Origin of the sequence: Myroides pelagicus, from assembly GCF_009711055.1 — a bacterium.
Classification (GTDB): domain Bacteria; phylum Bacteroidota; class Bacteroidia; order Flavobacteriales; family Flavobacteriaceae; genus Flavobacterium; species Flavobacterium pelagicum.
Genome location: NZ_WMJY01000014.1, coordinates 17,144 through 34,979 on the forward strand (window position 1 = coordinate 17,144; position 17,836 = coordinate 34,979).

The following is a 17,836-nucleotide window of genomic DNA, read 5'->3' on the forward strand; positions in this document are numbered from 1 at the left end:
TTAGTTAGCTTTGGATTAAGCTTTCTTTCTTGTGTCTAATTCTCCAAAGTACATCTCTTGGAAACTTTTGTTTACTCCGTGATCTACTCTTTTGTGGAATGTTTTAGGGTCTATTTCTACTGGTTTTTCATATCCACAAGCACTGATGAACTCTCCAAGAGCTTTCATTGTGTTTGCGTGGAAGTTAGCTACACGTTTTCTCTTATCTGTTACGTTTAAAGCAGAGTATAATTGCTCATCTTGCGTTGCAATACCAACTGGACAGTGACCACTATCACATTGTAATGCTTGAATACAACCTAAAGCGAACATCATACCACGAGCACTATAACATGCATCTGCTCCTAAAGCCATAGCTTTAGCTATGTCGAATGCTGAAATTATACGTCCAGAAGCTAATAATTTTATATTATCTCTTAATCCGTTTTCTATTAATGTTTTATTTGCGAATACTAATGCATCGTTTAATGCCATACCCATATAATCAATAAACTCTAATGGAGCTGCTCCAGTACCACCTTCTGCACCATCAACAGTAATAAAGTCAGGATAGATACCTGTCTCAACCATTGCTTTGATGATTGCTGTAAATTCATCTTTTCTACCAATACAAATTTTGAAACCTACAGGTTTTCCATTCGATAGTTTTCTTAATTTTTCGATGAAATGGATTAATTCTGTTGGAGTAGAGAAAGCTGTGTGTCCAGAAGGAGAGTGAACTGTTGTATGGGGTACAATGCTTCTGATTTTAGCAATTTCTTCTGTGTTTTTCTCAGCAGGTAATAGACCACCATGTCCAGGTTTAGCTCCTTGAGACAGCTTGATTTCAATCATTTTTACTTCAGGATAGTTTGCTCGCTCTTCGAATAGATTGTCATCAAAAAATCCTTTTTCATTACGACAACCAAAGTACCCTGTACCAATTTGCCAGATTAAGTCCCCACCTGATCTGTGGTATTGACTGATACCACCTTCACCTGTATTGTGTGCGAAGTTACCTATTTTAGCTCCTTCATTAAGTGCTGTAATTGCTCTTTTACTAAGCGCACCATAACTCATAGCACTGATATTATAGATACTAGCACTGTATGGTTGTGTACAAAGATCACTACCGATATTAACTCTAAAGTTTGTGTCGTTTACGTGTTTAGGATATACTGAGTGAGAAGCCCACTCGTAACCAATTCTATTAGGGTCATCTTGCATACCAAACGAAACAGTTTGCTTTTCATTCTTAGCTCTTTGGTATACAATTGAACGTTCACGTCTATTAAATGGTTTACCATCTAATTCTCCTTCCCAAAAGTACTGTCTCATTTCAGGACGAATGGATTCGAACATATATCTGAAACGCGCAAAAATAGGATAGTTCTTACGAATCGTGTGTTTAGTTTGATTCAAATCGATTACTGTAAGAGTCATTAAGAATCCAGAAATGACAATATTTACAATAGCTACTACTGAACTAGGATTCATAACTAGTGAAAAGATGGAGTATGCTAAATAAGCTACTACTACTGCAATGGTTAATTGTCCAAAAGTAAATCTGTTAAGGAATTTTTTGTGAAACATAAAATAGAATTTAATGCAATCTTATTGTTGTTTAGTTTGTAAATGTTATTTACGGTTGTTTAGTTATAACTTACATATTAATATTGGGTATTTTTATAGGATAAAAACAACCCAATATTTACGTGTAAATCGTGGCAAAGGTAGCAAAGATTTTGAATTTACCGAGTTTTTGTAATTATTATTTTGACAGTATAAACACTGAAAACTACCATATTGATAATTATTTAGCATTTAATTAGTAATTGTTTGTAAATATGATATTTGTGAAGATTAAGTTTGAACACTATTGATGATTTTAGGGCTTTTAAGTAAACTTTTGTGATTTGTAAATTGTGTGTTTACCAGAGATTAGAAATGCGATGGTACAAGCTATAGCAAAATAGACACCATTTTCACTGCCAAAAAGTTCGATTGCCATTAAGGTACAAGCCCAAGGAGTTTTAGTCGCGCCTGCAAAAACAGCTACAAAACCTACTGCCGCTAAAAAGTCAACAGGTACGTTCAGATATACTGCTAAAAAGCTTCCTAGTGTTGCTCCTATAAAAAATAAAGGTGTTACTTCTCCTCCTTTAAACCCAGCTCCTAAGGTAATCGCAGTAAAAACTATTTTTAATATGAAAACGGTACTTTCTTGATGATTGATAAAAGCATCTTCTATGACAGGAACTCCTAGACCAAGATATTTGTAATCTCCTATCAAGAAAATTCCGAATAAGAATACAATCCCTCCAATAAATAAACGGAGTGGAGGGTAAGTGATGCTTTTTTTTAAGAAACTAGCCCAAATGTCAGTTGCTTTTATAAATAGAATTGCTGCTAAACCAAACATTATTCCGGCGGTTATTACTTTTATTATAGTGATTAGATCAAATATAGCTATACTATCTTGTATATATGTTGTGTGTGTGGTTCCTAACAAAATACAGACATAGTGAGCTACCAAAGCAGTCATTAATGTAGGAAATATAGATTGGTATAATACGCTGCCTACGAGCATAAGTTCTAAGGCAAATAGGGTTCCTGCTAGAGGTGTACCAAATACAGAGGCAAAACCACCACTAACTCCCATAAGTATAATAGTCTTTCTGTCTGTTGATAGTAAGTTTACGAATCTTGAAAATTGATCGGCTATTGCTCCTCCCATTTGTATAGCTGTGCCTTCACGACCTGCTGATCCTCCAAATAGATGAGTTAAAAGTGTTCCGAAAAGTACAAAAGGAGCCATCTTTAATGGCATTACTTTTTTAGGTTCGTGATACTCATCAATCAATAAGTTGTTGCCTAAGTTAGCTTTTCCTCCATAGTAATGATATATCAGGCCACTTAAGAGTCCTGCAAGAGGAAGAAGGTAGATTATATGAATGTGATTTGTACGATAGTCCGTGACAAAGTGTAATAAATAAAGAAATAATGCAGAAGCAGCGCCTATTAATGCTCCCATAATTAGACTTAGGAGAGTCCATTTTAGGAGGTAGATAAATAGTTGCTTTTTGTTTGAATAGAAATTGTGTAATGCCTTTAAATTAGTGTGCGTCATGTCCAATTAAATAAAATTAATATTTGATATAGAGTAGACGTCATCAGCATGAGAAGTGCGGTTCGTGGCAGACATCATTGCCAAAAAATGATAATACAAAGGTATAAAAAAGGTCTGACTCTTTCGAATTAGACCTTTTTTAGTTTTTAATATTTATTAAATATCATCAAAACTTACATCTGTGAATGAATTCACTTCCTCTTTTTGATATTCTTTTTTGAAATCTTTTTGATGTCTTTCAGAAATAACTTCTTCTCCTTTTTTATCGATAACATAGTCAGTCATCTCATCTAAAATCTCTCTAAAGGCTCCAAAATCTTCTTTATATAAGTAGATTTTATGTTTCTTAAAGTGGAATGACCCATCATCTTCTGTGAACTTCTTGCTTTCTGTAATAGTGATGTAGTAGTCATCAGCTTTTGTTGCTCTTACATCAAAGAAATAAGTTCGTCTACCTGCTCTTAATACTTTTGAGAAAATCTCCTCTTTTTCTAACATTTCGTTATCTCTCATAATTCCTTCTTATCAATTAATCGATTTGTTCATATATGTATCCAAAATTCTAAAAAAAAACTTAATTAACCAACTTTTTATGCTAATTCTTTTTCGGACAGTTGTTTTAGATATAACTCATTGTAATAGCCTTCTTTAGCGATCAACTCATCATGTGTTCCATTTTCTATAACAGTCCCATTATCTAATACGATTATCTTATCAGCATTTTTCGCTGAAGAAATACGGTGTGTGACAATAATTGTGGTTATATCCTTGCTGTGTTTTTCTAAGTTTTTGAGTATAGTCTCTTCAGTTTCTGTATCAACTGCTGAAAGTGAATCATCTAATATAAGGATTGGAGATTCTTTTATCAGTGCTCTAGCGATAGACACTCTTTGTTTTTGCCCCCCCGATAGTGTTAAACCTCTTTCTCCTAGTACTGTATCATATCCATTGTTAAAGGTAATGATATTGTCATGTACAGCTGCTTTTTTAGCTACATTAATAATTTCTTCTTGTGTAGCATCTTCTTTTCCAAAACGTATATTGTTACTTATCGTATCAGAAAATAGAAAGGCATCTTGTGGTACAAAGGCAATTGCTTTTCTTAGATCAACGAGATTACACATTTTAATTAGTTGATTATCTATATGAATACTACCTTCTTTGATGTCATATAGCCTAGCTAATAAGTTTAATATGGTTGATTTTCCAGAGCCTGTTTTACCTAGAATAGCAAGTGTTTCTCCTTTTTTGATTGAGAAAGAAACATTGTTTAATGCCTTGATTCCGGTGTCTTCGTAGGTAAAAGTTACTTCTTTGAAGGTTATATTTCCTTCGATGGATGTGTGTGTTGTTACTGTATTGTAGATTTCTGGTTTGACATCAAGAAATTCATTAATTCTTTTTTGTGAAGCTTCAGCCTCCTGTATCATTGTAGAAACCCATCCTAATGATGCTACTGGCCATGTAAGCATGTTGATATATAGAATAAATTGCGCTATAATACCAATATCAGGTATTTGTCCTTTGAAATACATGATAGCTCCTACGCTAATTACTACTAAATTACTTAACCCAATTAAAAAAATCATTAAAGGACCTATTAGAGAGCTAATACGTGCTAATCGAATTTTCTTTTCTTTACTTTCTTGGGTAAGTGTTTTGAACTCTTCTTGCTTTTCCTTTTCTATTGCATTGGCTTTGATTACGCGAATACCAGAAAATATTTCTTGTGTAAATGATGAAAGTTGGGATAAATTTGATTGAAATTCAGAACTTCGAATATTTACTTGTTTACTTAACTTGAATATAAAGTATCCTAATAGAGGTAATGGTAATAGTGAGTAGAAAGTCAGTAGAGGTGAGATTAGGTACATTTGCGTTAGTACGACTGCAAATCGTATAATAGTATTAATCGAGTACATCACAGCAGGACCTACATATTGTCTAACTTTCCCTACATCTTCACTGATTCGATTCATCAAATCCCCCGTACGGCTTTGCTTGTAAAAAGATTGGGTTAGTATTTCATAGTGTTTAAAAACTTCATTTTTTAAGTCAAACTCTATATGACGAGACATTACAATTAGCGTTTGCCTCATTAAGAAAGTTAAGAAACCTGCTATCAATGTTGTAACTAAAATCCAAAAGATATTTTGTCCTAATAAAGATATTACAGTCTCTTTATGTAAGGTGCTTAATTGTTCTAGTGTACGGATAGAATCTCCAACAAGTTTAGGGGTGTATAACGTGAATATTTGTGCAATTATCGTTATGATAACACCTATTGTGAAACGTGTCTTATATTTATAGAAATATTTGTTTAAGTGGCTTAGTGCGCTCATGAGTTTTTTTGTTGTTGTTAGTTGATACGCTTTACTTGGGCTGTTTGTTAAACTTTGTTTGACCTGTAAAGCTATATCTTTAATGTACATACTAATATATTAAAGATCATTTTAATTATGTAAGTATGTAAATAATAGCTAGCAAAGATACTTTATTCCGATTGAGTTCGTATTTTATCTGTTTAATAATTTAGTAAAATAATCGTTAAACTGTCATTGAAATGATTTTTATTGTTTGATTAGACGTATTATTTATTACCTTTGCCCAGTTATATAAAAAACAACATCAAATTTATAAAAAGTTCTTAAGTAGCATGTTAAACAGAAGACACATTCGTATAAAGGTTATGCAATCTCTTTATATGATGCAACAAAGTAACTCCGAGAATATTCAAATTGGAGAGAAGTTTCTAGACACTAGTATAAATGACGTACAAGATTTGTACTTATTAGTGATGACGATCTTAGTCGAAATTAGAAAAAAAGAAGAAGAGTATATTTCTCTTGCTCAAAAAAAGCATTTAGCTACATCTGCAGAACTTAATCCAAACAAAAGACTTGTTGAGAACCGTGTACTTCTATTATTAGAAAATTCGGTATCTATTACTTCAAAAGTAGAAGAAAAGAAATTGACTCAATGGTCAGTTTATGATAACTATATTTCTTTACTTTTAGAGGAGATTAAAGAGAGTGAAGTATATCAACACTATATGGCGAAATCAAATGTAACCTTTGATGATGATCGTCAATTCGTTGTGGATATCTTTACTGATATCGTTGCTCCAAACGAAAAAATCTATTCGTTCTTTGAAGATTACAAGTTGACTTGGTTAGATGATTTACCTGTAATTAATACTATAATTCAAAAGCAACTGAAAAATTTAAAAGAAAGAGATGTACAAGTTTTTGTGCCAAAAACGTTTAAAGACGATGAGGATGCTGATTTTGCAAAGAACTTGTATAGAAAGACAATCTTAAACTTTCAAGAGTTTTTTAAAGAATTTGAACATAAAACACCAAACTGGGATACTGATCGTATTGCTGAAATTGATACAATTATCTTGCGTATGGCTATCTGTGAGATGCTTAAGTTTAGTAGTATTCCTGTAAAAGTAACAATTAATGAATATTTAGAGATTGCAAAGGAGTATTCTACGCCAAAAAGTAGTATTTTTATCAACGGAGTTTTAGACAACATCTCTAAAGCGTATGCAGAAGAGGGTAGACTAAACAAAATTGGTAAAGGATTACTTTAATTAAAAATTTGAAAAATGAATAAACGTTTTTTGTTGATTTGTTCGGTAGCTTTTATAGCTTTCTCTTGTGGTGGAAACAAAGAAGATGCTACCAAGAGAATTGATGTTGAGAATGCAAACAAAGTTGAGTCACAAATTGTAAATACTAAATACCCAGTAATTAAGTTTGATCGCTTAGAACATGACTTTGGTAACGTAGAGAATAACGAAGCGGTGTTTACAGAGTTTGAATTAACAAATACAGGTGAAGATGATCTTGTGATTATTAATGCTGAAGCATCATGTGGTTGTACAGTGCCTGATTATCAAAAGACACCAATCAAACCTGGTGAAACTTCAAAACTGAAAGTGCGTTTCCAACAAAGTGCACAAGGACAGCAACAGAAGACAATTACGTTGACTACGAATACGAAAAATGTATATGAGCTATTGACAATTAAAGCGAACGTAGCTCCTAGAAAATAATTTATAAACAGTAACAATATAATTATGGAAGGAATACAAAGTTTTTTACCTATTATCTTAATGTTTGCGGTTATCTACTTCTTAATGATTAGACCTCAACAGAAAAAGGTGAAACAAGAAAAAGCTTTTGAAGCAGAATTAAAAGTAGGTGATAGAGTAGTAACAAAGTCTGGTATCCACGGAAGAATTGGAGAAATCCAAGAAACTACAATTATCTTAGAAACTATGGCAGGTAAGCTTCAAATTGAAAAAGTAGCTATTTCTATGGACTTTTCTATGAAATTAAATGAAAAGAAATAATCAGTAGATTGTTTTTTAAATATAAAGAAGCCTCTCATATAGTCATATGTAGAGGCTTTTTTTTGTACCTTGTTTGTATCGTCAAAAGTAATTAATGCATGTCAGAACCCAAAATACGATTAGTACGATTATCGTCTATATTAACTCAGTTGCAGTCTCGACAATTAGTGACTGCTGCAGCATTATCTGAGCGACATGGAGTGAGCATACGTACTATTTATAGAGATATTCGTACACTAGAGCAGTCAGGTGTACCTATTGTCGTGGAAGAAGGAAAAGGATATCGAATTAGCGAAGGCTACACTTTGCCTCCAGTGTCTTTTACTCAAGAAGAAGTGAATGCGTTAATTACGGTCGAACAACTTATTCTTCAGAATAGCGATTTATCTTTAGTCGCTCAGTACTCAAGCGCTATAGAAAAAGTGAAAGCTACATTTAAACATAGTCAAAAAGAGAAAATTGAATTATTGGCTAATCGCATACAGGTTAGGTCTTCTGTTATACAAGGAGAATCGAGTTCTTTATTGATGCAATTGCAATCTGCTATTGTTAATTATCGAGTGGTTAATATTAGTTATTTTTCTTTAGAGCATAGTTCTACTATTCGGTGTATAGAACCTTTTGCTTTGTATACAACACAAAATAATTGGATATTAATTGCTTATTGTCAGCTTAGGTTTGCATTTAGAGCTTTTCGACTTGATAGAATACAAAGTTTAAGCTGTACTCCAAATGTTTTTGAGCCTCATGATATGACTTTACAGCAATATATGGAAATCTGTCGTCAACAGACGGAAGATTGTAATCAATAAAACTTTGTCTTTTATTTTTTACCCCTGACATACTGTTGACATAATTACTCTTTATTTTTGTGTAGAACAAATAAATTAAGATTATGAACAAAACTAAACTACCTTCGTTTTATATTATTGGTCTAACTGTACGAACATCTAATGTGAACAATCAAGCAGCTTGTGATATTCCTCAGTTATGGCGACGCTTTATGCAAGATAATTTAGTGACTGAGATCCCTAATAAAGTTAGTGATGAGGTCTTATGTATGTACACGGACTATGAGGGCGATCATACCATGCCTTATACAACTTTGTTAGGTTGTAAAGTGATTAATTTAGATGAAGTACCTGATGGAATGGTCGGTAAGTTTATTCCTGCTTGTGAGTATGTTAAGTTCACTGCGACAGGTGATATTAGTAAAGACTTAGTGATTAATAAATGGTATGAGATCTGGAACACTGAGCTACCCCGCACGTTTACACATGACTTCGAAGTGTACGGTGAGAAAGCAATTGATCCAACTGATTCTACAGTTGAAATTTATATTGCCGTTGATTAGTGATGGAAAAGACAATAAGTGAATTAGATAATTATTATTTAAAAAAGGAAGAACCCTTGCGAGGCTGTTTATTATCACTCAGGAAATTAATCTTAAAACAAGACAAGCAAGTATGGGAGACAACCAAATGGGGGGGGCCTTGTTTTATGTATAGAAATCGGATGTTTTGTTTTTTGGCTATTGATAAAAAAAGCAAAAATCCTTATTTATTATTGGTAGAAGGTAATCGCTTAACTAATCCTCTTTTGGAGACTGGAAATAGAACCCGAATGAAATCTTACCCTGTAGCCTTAGAGGAAGATATTGCTGTAGTAATAGTTGAGGAGATTATACAAGAAGCACTAGCTCTTTATTGGAATGGAATTGTCAGTACAAAATAAAAGTAAAAGCCGTTTTTCTTCCTTGAAATTTAATTCTCAAAGATAAAAGCGGCTTTTGCTTATTTACTTTTTAATTGAATCAATATAGCTTATAAGGTCTATTAATCGTGAGGAATAGCCAATTTCATTGTCATACCAACCAACGACTTTAACCATTTTATCGAGAACAGAAGTTAATTGAGCATCAAATAGACATGAATGGGTATTGCCTAAAATATCGACAGATACAATAGGGTCTGTTGTGTAGTCAAGTATTCCCTTTAGCGATGTTTCGGAAGCTGTCTTGAAGGCTTGATTGATCTCTTCTATGCTAACTTCTCTTTTGACGTAGCACGTAATATCAGTCAGTGACCCGTCGGGTACAGGTACGCGAATCCCACCACCACCAATTTTTCCTTCGTATTCTGGAAAGATTTTAGTTAGTGCCTTTGCTGCACCAGTAGTTGTCGGAACAATTGACTGTGCGGCCCCTCTAGCTCTTCTCAAATCTTTGTGTGGTTGATCGTGTAGGCTTTGATCGGTTGTATACGAGTGTACTGTCGTGATATAGGCTTGTTCCATACCACATAGCTCTTTAATGACTTTAACCATTGGAGCTGCATTGTTTGTCGTACAACTAGCATTCGAAACGATGAGTTCTTCTCCAGTAAGTATATCGTGATTTACTCCAAGTACTATAGTCTTTATTTTGTTATCTTCAGGAGGTACTGATAGTATTACGCGTTTAGCACCTTGTGTAAGGTGTAGTTCAAGTGATTCGTATGTTTTTCTACGACCAGTTGCTTCTATGACATAGTCAATTGATAGAGTTCCCCAGTTTAGGTTATTAATTTCAGATTCTCTGAAGAATGGGATTCGTTTTTTATCGACGATGATGTGATGTTCATCGTGTGAAACTTCTTTATTTAAGATACCATGAATACTATCGTATTTTAATAAGTGAGCCATTGTTTTAGCATCTGCTAAATCATTAATGGCTACAACTTCAATATTTGGGTGATCCAAAAGAAGTTTAAAAAGGTTTCGACCAATACGGCCAAACCCATTAATCGCTATTTTTATTTTACTCATAAAATGCAGAAAAAAGAAGAAGGTCGCGGAAAACGCGACCTTGTGTATTTTATAAAAGGTGTTTTTGAGCTCTGTATGACGAGCGTACTAATGCACCGCTCTCTACGTGTCTGAAACCTAAGTCTAACCCTATTTCTTCGTATTTTTTGAATTGTTCTGGTGTGATAAATTCTTTTACAGGTAAGTGTTTTTTACTTGGTTGTAAATATTGACCAACCGTTAGTACATCTAAATTTACTCCTCTTAAATCATGCATTGTTTGGATTACTTCCTCTTCAGTTTCTCCTAAACCTAACATGATACCTGATTTTGTTCTGTTTATCCCTTGATCTTTTAAGTATTTTAATACTTCTAGACTGCGATCGTATTTAGCTTGAATACGAACTTCTCTGGTTAGACGGCGTACTGTTTCCATGTTGTGAGAAACGATTTCAGGAGCAACTTCGATAATTCGGTCGATGTTATTTTCCATTCCTTGAAAATCGGGAATAAGCGTTTCCATAGTAGTCCCTGGACTGATACGACGAACTGCATCAACTGTCTCCGCCCAAATAATAGATCCTCCGTCTTTTAAATCATCTCTATCTACACTCGTGATTACGGCGTGTTTGATTTTCATCAACTTAATAGATCGTGCTACTTTTTCTGGTTCGTCCCAATCTACTGTTTCAGGACGTCCCGTTTTTACACCACAGAACCCACATGAACGCGTACAGACATTACCTAATATCATAAACGTTGCGGTTCCCTCTCCCCAGCATTCTCCCATATTTGGACAACTACCAGAAGTACATATTGTGTGTAGTTTATACTTATCTACTAATCCTCTTAGCTCCGTATATTTTTTCCCCGTAGGAAGCTTTACACGTAGCCATTTTGGTTTGCCTTTCGGCTGTATATTTGAGTCTAAGATTGTATCCATATTTTTGATCTTTCAAACCACAAATATACTTATTCTATTGGTTAAAATAAACACTTTTAGCTTTGATTTGTTAATCCTACCCTGTCAGATGTAGGATTACCTCATTCAGGGTGTTTTTGTAGGGAGGTGTCGATAGTAATCATAGGGTGGATTGCATAAAAACCGATTTTTTTGTGGAGTATTTTAACTATTTGATTAGTAAATAATCGGGAGGTATAGTTACTTTTTTATTTTATATTTTTTATGATTTAACGGAAAAATAAACGTGTTAATTTGTCAGAAAGTGATAGAAAAGGTATCTTCGCTAACAAATTTTTAAACAATGGAAAACAATATTAAATTATCTCCTGCAGATAAATGGATAACTAAACCAGTCAATCGATTTATGAGTAAATCTACCTCAGGTGGTATTGTTCTCTTTGTCGCTGCTGTTTTTGCTATTTTTATGGCTAATTCACAATGGGCAGAAGCTTATATGGGCTTTTGGGATGATAACCATATTGGTTTTACGTTAAATGATATGACCTTAAATCACTCTTTGAAACATTGGGTTAATGATGGTTTAATGGCTATCTTTTTCTTTGTGGTAGGATTAGAATTAAAAAGAGAATTGACTACAGGTGAATTGTCTTCTCCTAAAAAAGCAATGTTGCCAATCATTGCAGCTATAGGAGGTATGATTGTACCTGCTTCAATTTATTTAATTTTTAATGGTGGAACGGATGCAGCACATGGTTGGGGAATACCGATGGCTACCGATATTGCCTTTGCTTTAGGGGTTTTATTTTTGCTAGGTGATCGCGTTCCTACTTCACTTAAAGTGTTTTTGACAGCTTTAGCTATTGCAGATGACTTGGGTGCTGTTTTAGTAATTGCTATTTTTTATACAAGTGACTTATCTTTGGTTAACTTAGGGATTGGTCTTGGATTTTTCGGTTTACTTATTTTGAGTAATTTATTAGGTATCCGAAATATGATTTATTATGCCATTATCGGTATTGTAGGTATTTGGTTAGCCTTTTTATTATCTGGTGTACACGCAACAATTGCTGCTGTATTAGCTGCATTTGCTATCCCGTCTACTGCCCGTGTTCAAGAGTCTTATTTTGTAGCAAAGATGAGTAAACTTCGCGAGCGTTTCCGCAGCATTGACCCAGATAATAGCATTCCTGATCTTACGGGTGAGCAAATGGAGTGTGTGATGGATATGAAGTCCTTAACTAAGGATAGTTTGCCGCCAGCCATACGCTTAGAACATAGTATGCATAACTTTGTTTCATTCTTTGTTATGCCTGTATTTGCTTTAGCCAATGCAGCAATTCCAATCCATTTAGGAGAGGGCGGATTGAGTGCAGTGACTCTTGGAGTAGCTTTCGGACTTTTATTAGGGAAAGTCATAGGTGTTGCTGGTTTAACAGGACTATTGATTAAGTTAAAACTAGTTCCTATGCCTAAAGGAATGACGTATTTGAATTTATTGGGATTAGGGTTTTTAGCCGCTATCGGATTTACAATGTCATTGTTTGTTACTGAGTTAGCGTTTGATATCAATGTACACCCAGACTTTCCAGATCAAGCCAAGCTAGGTATTTTAATTGCTTCAGGACTTGGTGGTGTCATCGGTTATATCCTCCTATTTATGTGTGGAAAGAAAACGACAATTTCAGAAGAGGAGTAGAATAGGTTTTTAAGATATATGTAAGAGCCTTGTGAGAAATCACAAGGCTCTTGTTCGTTTTTATATGGTGGCGGACTTAGCTTTATTGAATGGTTAAATGTTTTGAATGCCTTTTGGGGACATCTCTTTTTCCGAATGATCGGGATATGATTAGGAGGTGGTCGGGATATGGTCGGGATATTAAAGGTATAAATATCCTGATCACCTCCCTATGACTTTCCTATTATTAGGTTATCATTAGGAATAGGTGAAAACACCTAGAAAAAATTTTGGTTGAAAGTTTTTATCTAAAAAGGAAGTGAAGAATTATTTGATAATTTCTAATTATCAAGGTGAATAGGTAAAGGTAAATACGGTGAAAATGGAGAGGAGAATTCGTTTTTTGCTATTAAAATGTGGAGATATGAAAAGCTCTTGTTATGAGTAATTTCATTTGGTATAATTGTTAGAAACATGTTTTATGATCTCTAACAAATAGTATATTTGCAACTTAATTCAAAACATAGATACATACAGTTATATGATCACAGTAAATGATATTTCGGTTCAGTTTGGCGGTACTACTTTATTTAGTGGAGTCAACTTTTCGATTAATGAAAATGACAAAATCGCTCTTATGGGAAAGAACGGAGCGGGAAAATCTACGCTATTAAAAATAGTAGCCGGAGTAAATAAACCATCTACAGGTAATATTTCTGCACCCAAAGATGCAGTGATTGCTTATTTGCCACAGCACTTACTGACAGAAGATAATTGTACAGTAATGGAGGAAGCATCTAAAGCTTATGCTCAGATCTTTCAAATGAAGAAGGAAATTGATGACATTAATGAAGAATTGACTGTCCGTACAGATTACGAAAGTGATGCGTATATGAAGTTAATCGAACGTGTATCTGAATTAAGTGAAAAATTCTATTCTATCGAAGAAGTAAATTATGAAGCAGAGGTAGAAAAAATATTAAAAGGATTAGGTTTTCTTAGAGAAGATTTTAATCGTCCTACATCTGAGTTCAGTGGGGGGTGGAGAATGCGTATAGAGTTAGCTAAAATTCTTTTGCAGAAACCAGATTTAATCTTGTTAGATGAGCCGACGAACCACATGGATATTGAGAGTATAGAGTGGTTAGAAGATTTCTTAATTAATCAAGCGAAAGCAGTAATGGTAATTTCCCATGACCGTGCTTTTGTCGATAATATAACTAATCGCACTATAGAAGTGACGATGGGAAAAATCTATGACTATAAAGCTAAATATTCTGACTATCTAGTATTGCGTCAAGATAGACGTGCTCATCAGCTTAAGGCGTATGAAGAGCAACAAAAAATGATTGCTGAAACGACGGAGTTTATTGAGCGTTTTAAAGGAACCTACTCAAAAACACTACAGGTACAATCACGAGTGAAAATGCTTGAGAAGTTGGAACTTATAGAAGTTGATGAGATTGACAACTCAGCGTTGCGTTTGAAATTTGCACCAGCAGCTCGCTCTGGACAATATCCAGTTGTAGTAAAAGATATGTCAAAAGCGTATGGTGACCACGTAGTATTTAAAGATGCGAATGTCGTTATTGAAAGAGGACAAAAGGTTTCTTTTGTAGGAAAGAATGGAGAAGGAAAATCGACGATGATTAAGGCTATCATGAAAGAGATAGATTTTCAAGGAGATGTGGAAATAGGACACAATGCTCAGATAGGATATTTTGCACAAAACCAGGCCTCTCTATTAGATGAAAATTTAACAATCTTTGAAACAGTAGATCGTATAGCAGAAGGAGATATTCGTACACAAATCAAAAATATCTTAGGAGCATTTATGTTTTCGGGCGATGATATTCACAAGAAAGTAAAAGTATTATCAGGAGGGGAGAAGACTCGACTAGCTATGGTGAAGTTGTTGTTAGAACCTTATAATGTTTTAATTCTCGATGAACCTACAAACCACTTAGATATGAAGACGAAAGATATTATCAAGGAAGCACTACGCGAGTTTGAAGGAACAGTTATTCTAGTATCTCACGACCGTGATTTCTTAGATGGATTAGCAGAGAAGGTTTTTGAATTTGGAAATAAACGAGTGAAAGAACACTTTGAAGATATTAAAGGTTTTCTTGCAAATAAGCGCATGGAGAGTCTGAGAGAGATAGAAAAGTAATCGTAGATAAAAAAAAGGAGATCAATAGATCTCTTTTTTTATGTGATATACTCAATGTCGAATTCATTGTAGAAAGAAAAAAGAGCGATTTTAAAGTGGGGAATCTAACGTGAGAAGCAATGAATGTACTTACCCACTTACTTAATGAAATATGGTATGTAATTTGAGGGGGTGTAAGAGCGTTAAGTAATTTATTCTACTTTATAAAAGTAAGAGATAAGTAAGGTTTGTTTTTCTGAAATTTAAGGAAGGAATAATAAGTGTTTTCTTATTTATAACTTTATTTTTGAATAAAATAGTTTAATTTTATGCGGAATTCTATGTTTTTGATTTAAGATGAAATAATCACGGTAAAATATAGAGATTTTAACTATCAAATAGCAAGTAATGAAAGGACTGAATTTAGGGAAAATTCTAACATTGGCAGGTGGAGGTATTCTTTATATGTTTACTTCAAATGCACTACAAGCACAAACAATGAGTTTTCAGGAGGCATATGAAATTATGCATCAAGAAAACAGTGCTTTAAAGGCGGTTGAAAAACAGGAAGAAATACATGAATACGAATGGAAAGCAGCAAAAGGACTACGGTATCCAACTGTAAAAGCATTTGGAGTAGGTATGTACTTGGATCGCTCAATAGGTGCAGACTTGAATGGATTGCGCAATGGAATAGGAGATTTTATTCATTTGCCAAATCCTGAATTACTAGGTGATTGGAGTTTTTCTTTTAATAAGAGAGATATGGCAGTTGGAGGTTTTATGGTGACATGGCCTTTGTATACTGGAGGCAAAATAAATGCAGCAGTAAAAGCAAAGAGTTTGCAGAAGGAGATGGGAGAGAAGGATCTTGAGACTAAAAACAATCAATTGATTTCGGAATTAGCTCAACGCTATTATGCTGTAAAGTTGGCTGATGAAGCGGTTAAGGTAAGAAAAGAAGTATTAGTCGGCATGGAACATCATTTACACGATGCTACTAAGTTAGAGGAGAATGGAATGATTGCACCTGTGGAGCGTTTGTACGCTGATGTTGCCGTATCTGAAGCTAAGCGTCAACTAGATGGTGCACAAAAAGATATTGCGTTAGCACGCACAGCATTGGCTAATACCTTAGAAATGGACGAAGTACCAGAAGAATTAGTGAGTGATTTTTTTACCGTTGAAGCTTTGGAGGCGTTAAGTTTCTATAAAGAATCTGCTTTGCGGTATTACCCATTATTGCAAAAGTTAGTATTACAAAAGGAATTAGCCGAACAAGGAGTTAAAGCTAAAAAATCGGCATATTATCCAACGGTAGCTGCATTTGGTCAAAGTATATTAGTACACAATAATCCGATGAAAGCAGGTATGTTGTATAACAACGACAATGTATGGGTAGTGGGAGTAGGAGTGTCTTATACTTTATTTGAAGGATTTAGAAATAGAAATGAAATCAAGGCAGCTAAGGCTACGAAGGAAAGTGTTGAATTATTTGAAACAAAGGCTCAAAACGATATTCAAATGCTAGTGACTAAGCTGTATCAAGATATAGAGAAACAACAAGAACAAATCAATAATCTGTCAATACAAGTGAAATTAGGCGAAGAATTATTGAGGGTACGTTCAAAGGCTTTCACAGAAGGATTTGCTACATCGACTGATGTGGTAGATGCAGAAATGAAGTTGTCAGGAATTAAATTACAGAAGCTACAGGCATATTATAATTATGCTGTAAATGTGGCGTCCTTATTGGAATATTCGGGATTAAGTAAAGAGTTTATAAAATACGCAAAATAATACTAGGATAAAAGATGAAAAATAAAGCAGTTAGTGCACTTATAGGGGTAGTTGTAGTCATATTTATATTTATGATTTCAATATGGTATATGGCAGGTGAACAACCGTCGTATATTCAGGGACAAGTAGAAGCGACTCAAATAAATGTAGCCTCTAAAATTCCGGGACGTATTGATGCGATTTATGTAAAAGAAGGAGATAAGGTAAAAGAAGGTCAAGTGTTGTTGCAAATCAGTACGCCTGAAATAGATGCTAAGTTAGCGCAAGCAGAATCTGTACAACAAGCAGCCCAAGCCATCGATAATAAAGCAAAAAAAGGAGCCAGAGAAGAAGAAATACAAGCTGCGTATAATATGTGGCAACAAGCGAAAGCAGGGGCAGATTTTGCGGCTACAACTTATGCGAGAGTCGAGAATTTATACAATGAAAAGGTGTTGCCTGCTCAGAAGAAAGATGAAGCCTATACAAAATATAGAGCTGCTCAAGAAGTAGAAAAAGCGGCACACTCACAATATAAAATGGCACAAAAGGGTGCACGTGTAGAAGATAAGCAAGCTGCAATGGCTAAAGTACATCAAGCGATGGCTGTAGTTGATGAAGTGAAAATACTAAAAGCAGAAGGAGAATTAAAAGCACCTCAATCTGGAGAGATACTTACAATTATGCCGAATAAAGGGGAGATAGTTAATGCGGGTTATCCAGTGGTTAATTTGGTAGATTTATCTGACGTTTGGGTATATTTCAATATAAAAGAAGACTTGATGCCTTATTTCAAAATCGGCACAAAAATCACAGCTTCGTTTCCTGCATTAGGAGGTGAAGAAGTAGAATTAGAAGTGAAGTATATTGCTGCGCAGGCAGATTATGCTACGTGGAGTGCAACAAAAGCAAAAGGAGATTTTGATATGAAGACTTTCTTGATTAAGGCGTATCCTGTGAAAAAGGTAGAAGGATTGCGTCCAGGAATGAGTGCTTTGGTTGTAGAGAGTAGTTTGAATTAATTAGAGCAAGGTGAAAAAAGGTTTTAT

General features: G+C 34.4%; 16 protein-coding genes and 1 riboswitch. Of the genes, 10 read left to right on the forward strand and 6 right to left on the reverse strand.

Translation table 11 applies throughout. The annotated features are described in order from the left end of the window. Positions 1-15: 15 nt before the first annotated feature. From GJV77_RS07590 to GJV77_RS07605, 4 genes are all read right to left on the reverse strand, one after another. The gene (locus GJV77_RS07590; protein WP_155035776.1) at positions 16-1,572 is read right to left on the reverse strand and encodes an FMN-binding glutamate synthase family protein; all 1,557 of its coding nucleotides are present in this window, start codon (positions 1,570-1,572) and stop codon (positions 16-18) included. A gap of 304 nt (positions 1,573-1,876) precedes the next feature. Then, a complete protein-coding gene (locus tag GJV77_RS07595; RefSeq protein WP_240142834.1) occupies positions 1,877-3,013 on the reverse strand; it encodes a chloride channel protein in 1,137 nt (378 codons plus the stop codon). 123 nt (positions 3,014-3,136) lie between these two features. Continuing rightward, positions 3,137-3,200: riboswitch (Fluoride riboswitch) on the reverse strand. Positions 3,201-3,265: 65 nt separating this feature from the next. After that, positions 3,266-3,622: a PUR family DNA/RNA-binding protein gene (locus tag GJV77_RS07600; protein ID WP_155035778.1), complete on the reverse strand. Its 357-nt coding sequence runs from the start codon at positions 3,620-3,622 to the stop codon at positions 3,266-3,268. A 77-nt stretch (positions 3,623-3,699) separates the two neighbouring features. Further along, on the reverse strand, positions 3,700-5,451 hold the full coding sequence (locus GJV77_RS07605) for an ABC transporter ATP-binding protein (RefSeq protein WP_155035779.1): 1,752 nt from the start codon (positions 5,449-5,451) through the stop codon (positions 3,700-3,702). A 314-nt stretch (positions 5,452-5,765) separates the two neighbouring features. Between GJV77_RS07605 and nusB the strand changes: the two genes are divergently transcribed. The 6 genes from nusB to GJV77_RS07635 all read left to right on the forward strand — a co-directional run bounded on the left by nusB (position 5,766) and on the right by GJV77_RS07635 (position 9,206). After that, positions 5,766-6,707: a transcription antitermination factor NusB gene (gene nusB / locus GJV77_RS07610; protein WP_155035780.1), complete on the forward strand. Its 942-nt coding sequence runs from the start codon at positions 5,766-5,768 to the stop codon at positions 6,705-6,707. 15 nt (positions 6,708-6,722) lie between these two features. Then, positions 6,723-7,172 (forward strand): DUF1573 domain-containing protein, encoded by a 450-nt coding sequence (locus GJV77_RS07615; RefSeq protein ID WP_155035781.1) that lies wholly within the window; start codon positions 6,723-6,725, stop codon positions 7,170-7,172. Positions 7,173-7,196: 24 nt separating this feature from the next. Then, positions 7,197-7,472 carry a preprotein translocase subunit YajC gene (yajC, locus tag GJV77_RS07620; protein ID WP_155035782.1) on the forward strand — a complete coding sequence of 92 codons (276 nt, stop codon included), beginning with the start codon at positions 7,197-7,199 and terminating at the stop codon, positions 7,470-7,472. A 98-nt stretch (positions 7,473-7,570) separates the two neighbouring features. Beyond that, a complete protein-coding gene (locus GJV77_RS07625) occupies positions 7,571-8,284 on the forward strand; it encodes a helix-turn-helix transcriptional regulator (protein ID WP_155035783.1) in 714 nt (237 codons plus the stop codon). 83 nt (positions 8,285-8,367) lie between these two features. Then, the gene (locus GJV77_RS07630) at positions 8,368-8,826 is read left to right on the forward strand and encodes a GyrI-like domain-containing protein (RefSeq protein ID WP_155035784.1); all 459 of its coding nucleotides are present in this window, start codon (positions 8,368-8,370) and stop codon (positions 8,824-8,826) included. A 2-nt stretch (positions 8,827-8,828) separates the two neighbouring features. Beyond that, positions 8,829-9,206, forward strand: coding sequence for a DUF1801 domain-containing protein (locus GJV77_RS07635; protein ID WP_155035785.1), 378 nt, complete (start codon positions 8,829-8,831; stop codon positions 9,204-9,206). 63 nt (positions 9,207-9,269) lie between these two features. Here the strand turns inward: GJV77_RS07635 and gap are convergent, their stop codons facing one another. Beyond that, entirely contained in the window at positions 9,270-10,277 is a 1,008-nt protein-coding gene (gap, locus tag GJV77_RS07640) for a type I glyceraldehyde-3-phosphate dehydrogenase (RefSeq protein ID WP_155035786.1), read from the reverse strand. A gap of 49 nt (positions 10,278-10,326) precedes the next feature. Beyond that, positions 10,327-11,199 (reverse strand): lipoyl synthase, encoded by an 873-nt coding sequence (gene lipA / locus GJV77_RS07645; RefSeq protein WP_155035787.1) that lies wholly within the window; start codon positions 11,197-11,199, stop codon positions 10,327-10,329. A gap of 322 nt (positions 11,200-11,521) precedes the next feature. Here lipA and nhaA point away from each other — a divergent pair, with 322 nt between their 5' ends. From nhaA to GJV77_RS07665, 4 genes are all read left to right on the forward strand, one after another. After that, positions 11,522-12,877, forward strand: coding sequence for a Na+/H+ antiporter NhaA (gene nhaA / locus GJV77_RS07650; protein WP_155035788.1), 1,356 nt, complete (start codon positions 11,522-11,524; stop codon positions 12,875-12,877). A gap of 520 nt (positions 12,878-13,397) precedes the next feature. Beyond that, a complete protein-coding gene (locus tag GJV77_RS07655) occupies positions 13,398-15,029 on the forward strand; it encodes an ABC-F family ATP-binding cassette domain-containing protein (RefSeq protein ID WP_155035789.1) in 1,632 nt (543 codons plus the stop codon). 387 nt (positions 15,030-15,416) lie between these two features. After that, the gene (locus GJV77_RS07660) at positions 15,417-16,808 is read left to right on the forward strand and encodes a TolC family protein (RefSeq protein ID WP_155035790.1); all 1,392 of its coding nucleotides are present in this window, start codon (positions 15,417-15,419) and stop codon (positions 16,806-16,808) included. Between the two features lie 14 nt (positions 16,809-16,822). After that, a complete protein-coding gene (locus GJV77_RS07665) occupies positions 16,823-17,809 on the forward strand; it encodes an HlyD family secretion protein (protein ID WP_155035791.1) in 987 nt (328 codons plus the stop codon). Positions 17,810-17,836: the final 27 nt, after the last annotated feature.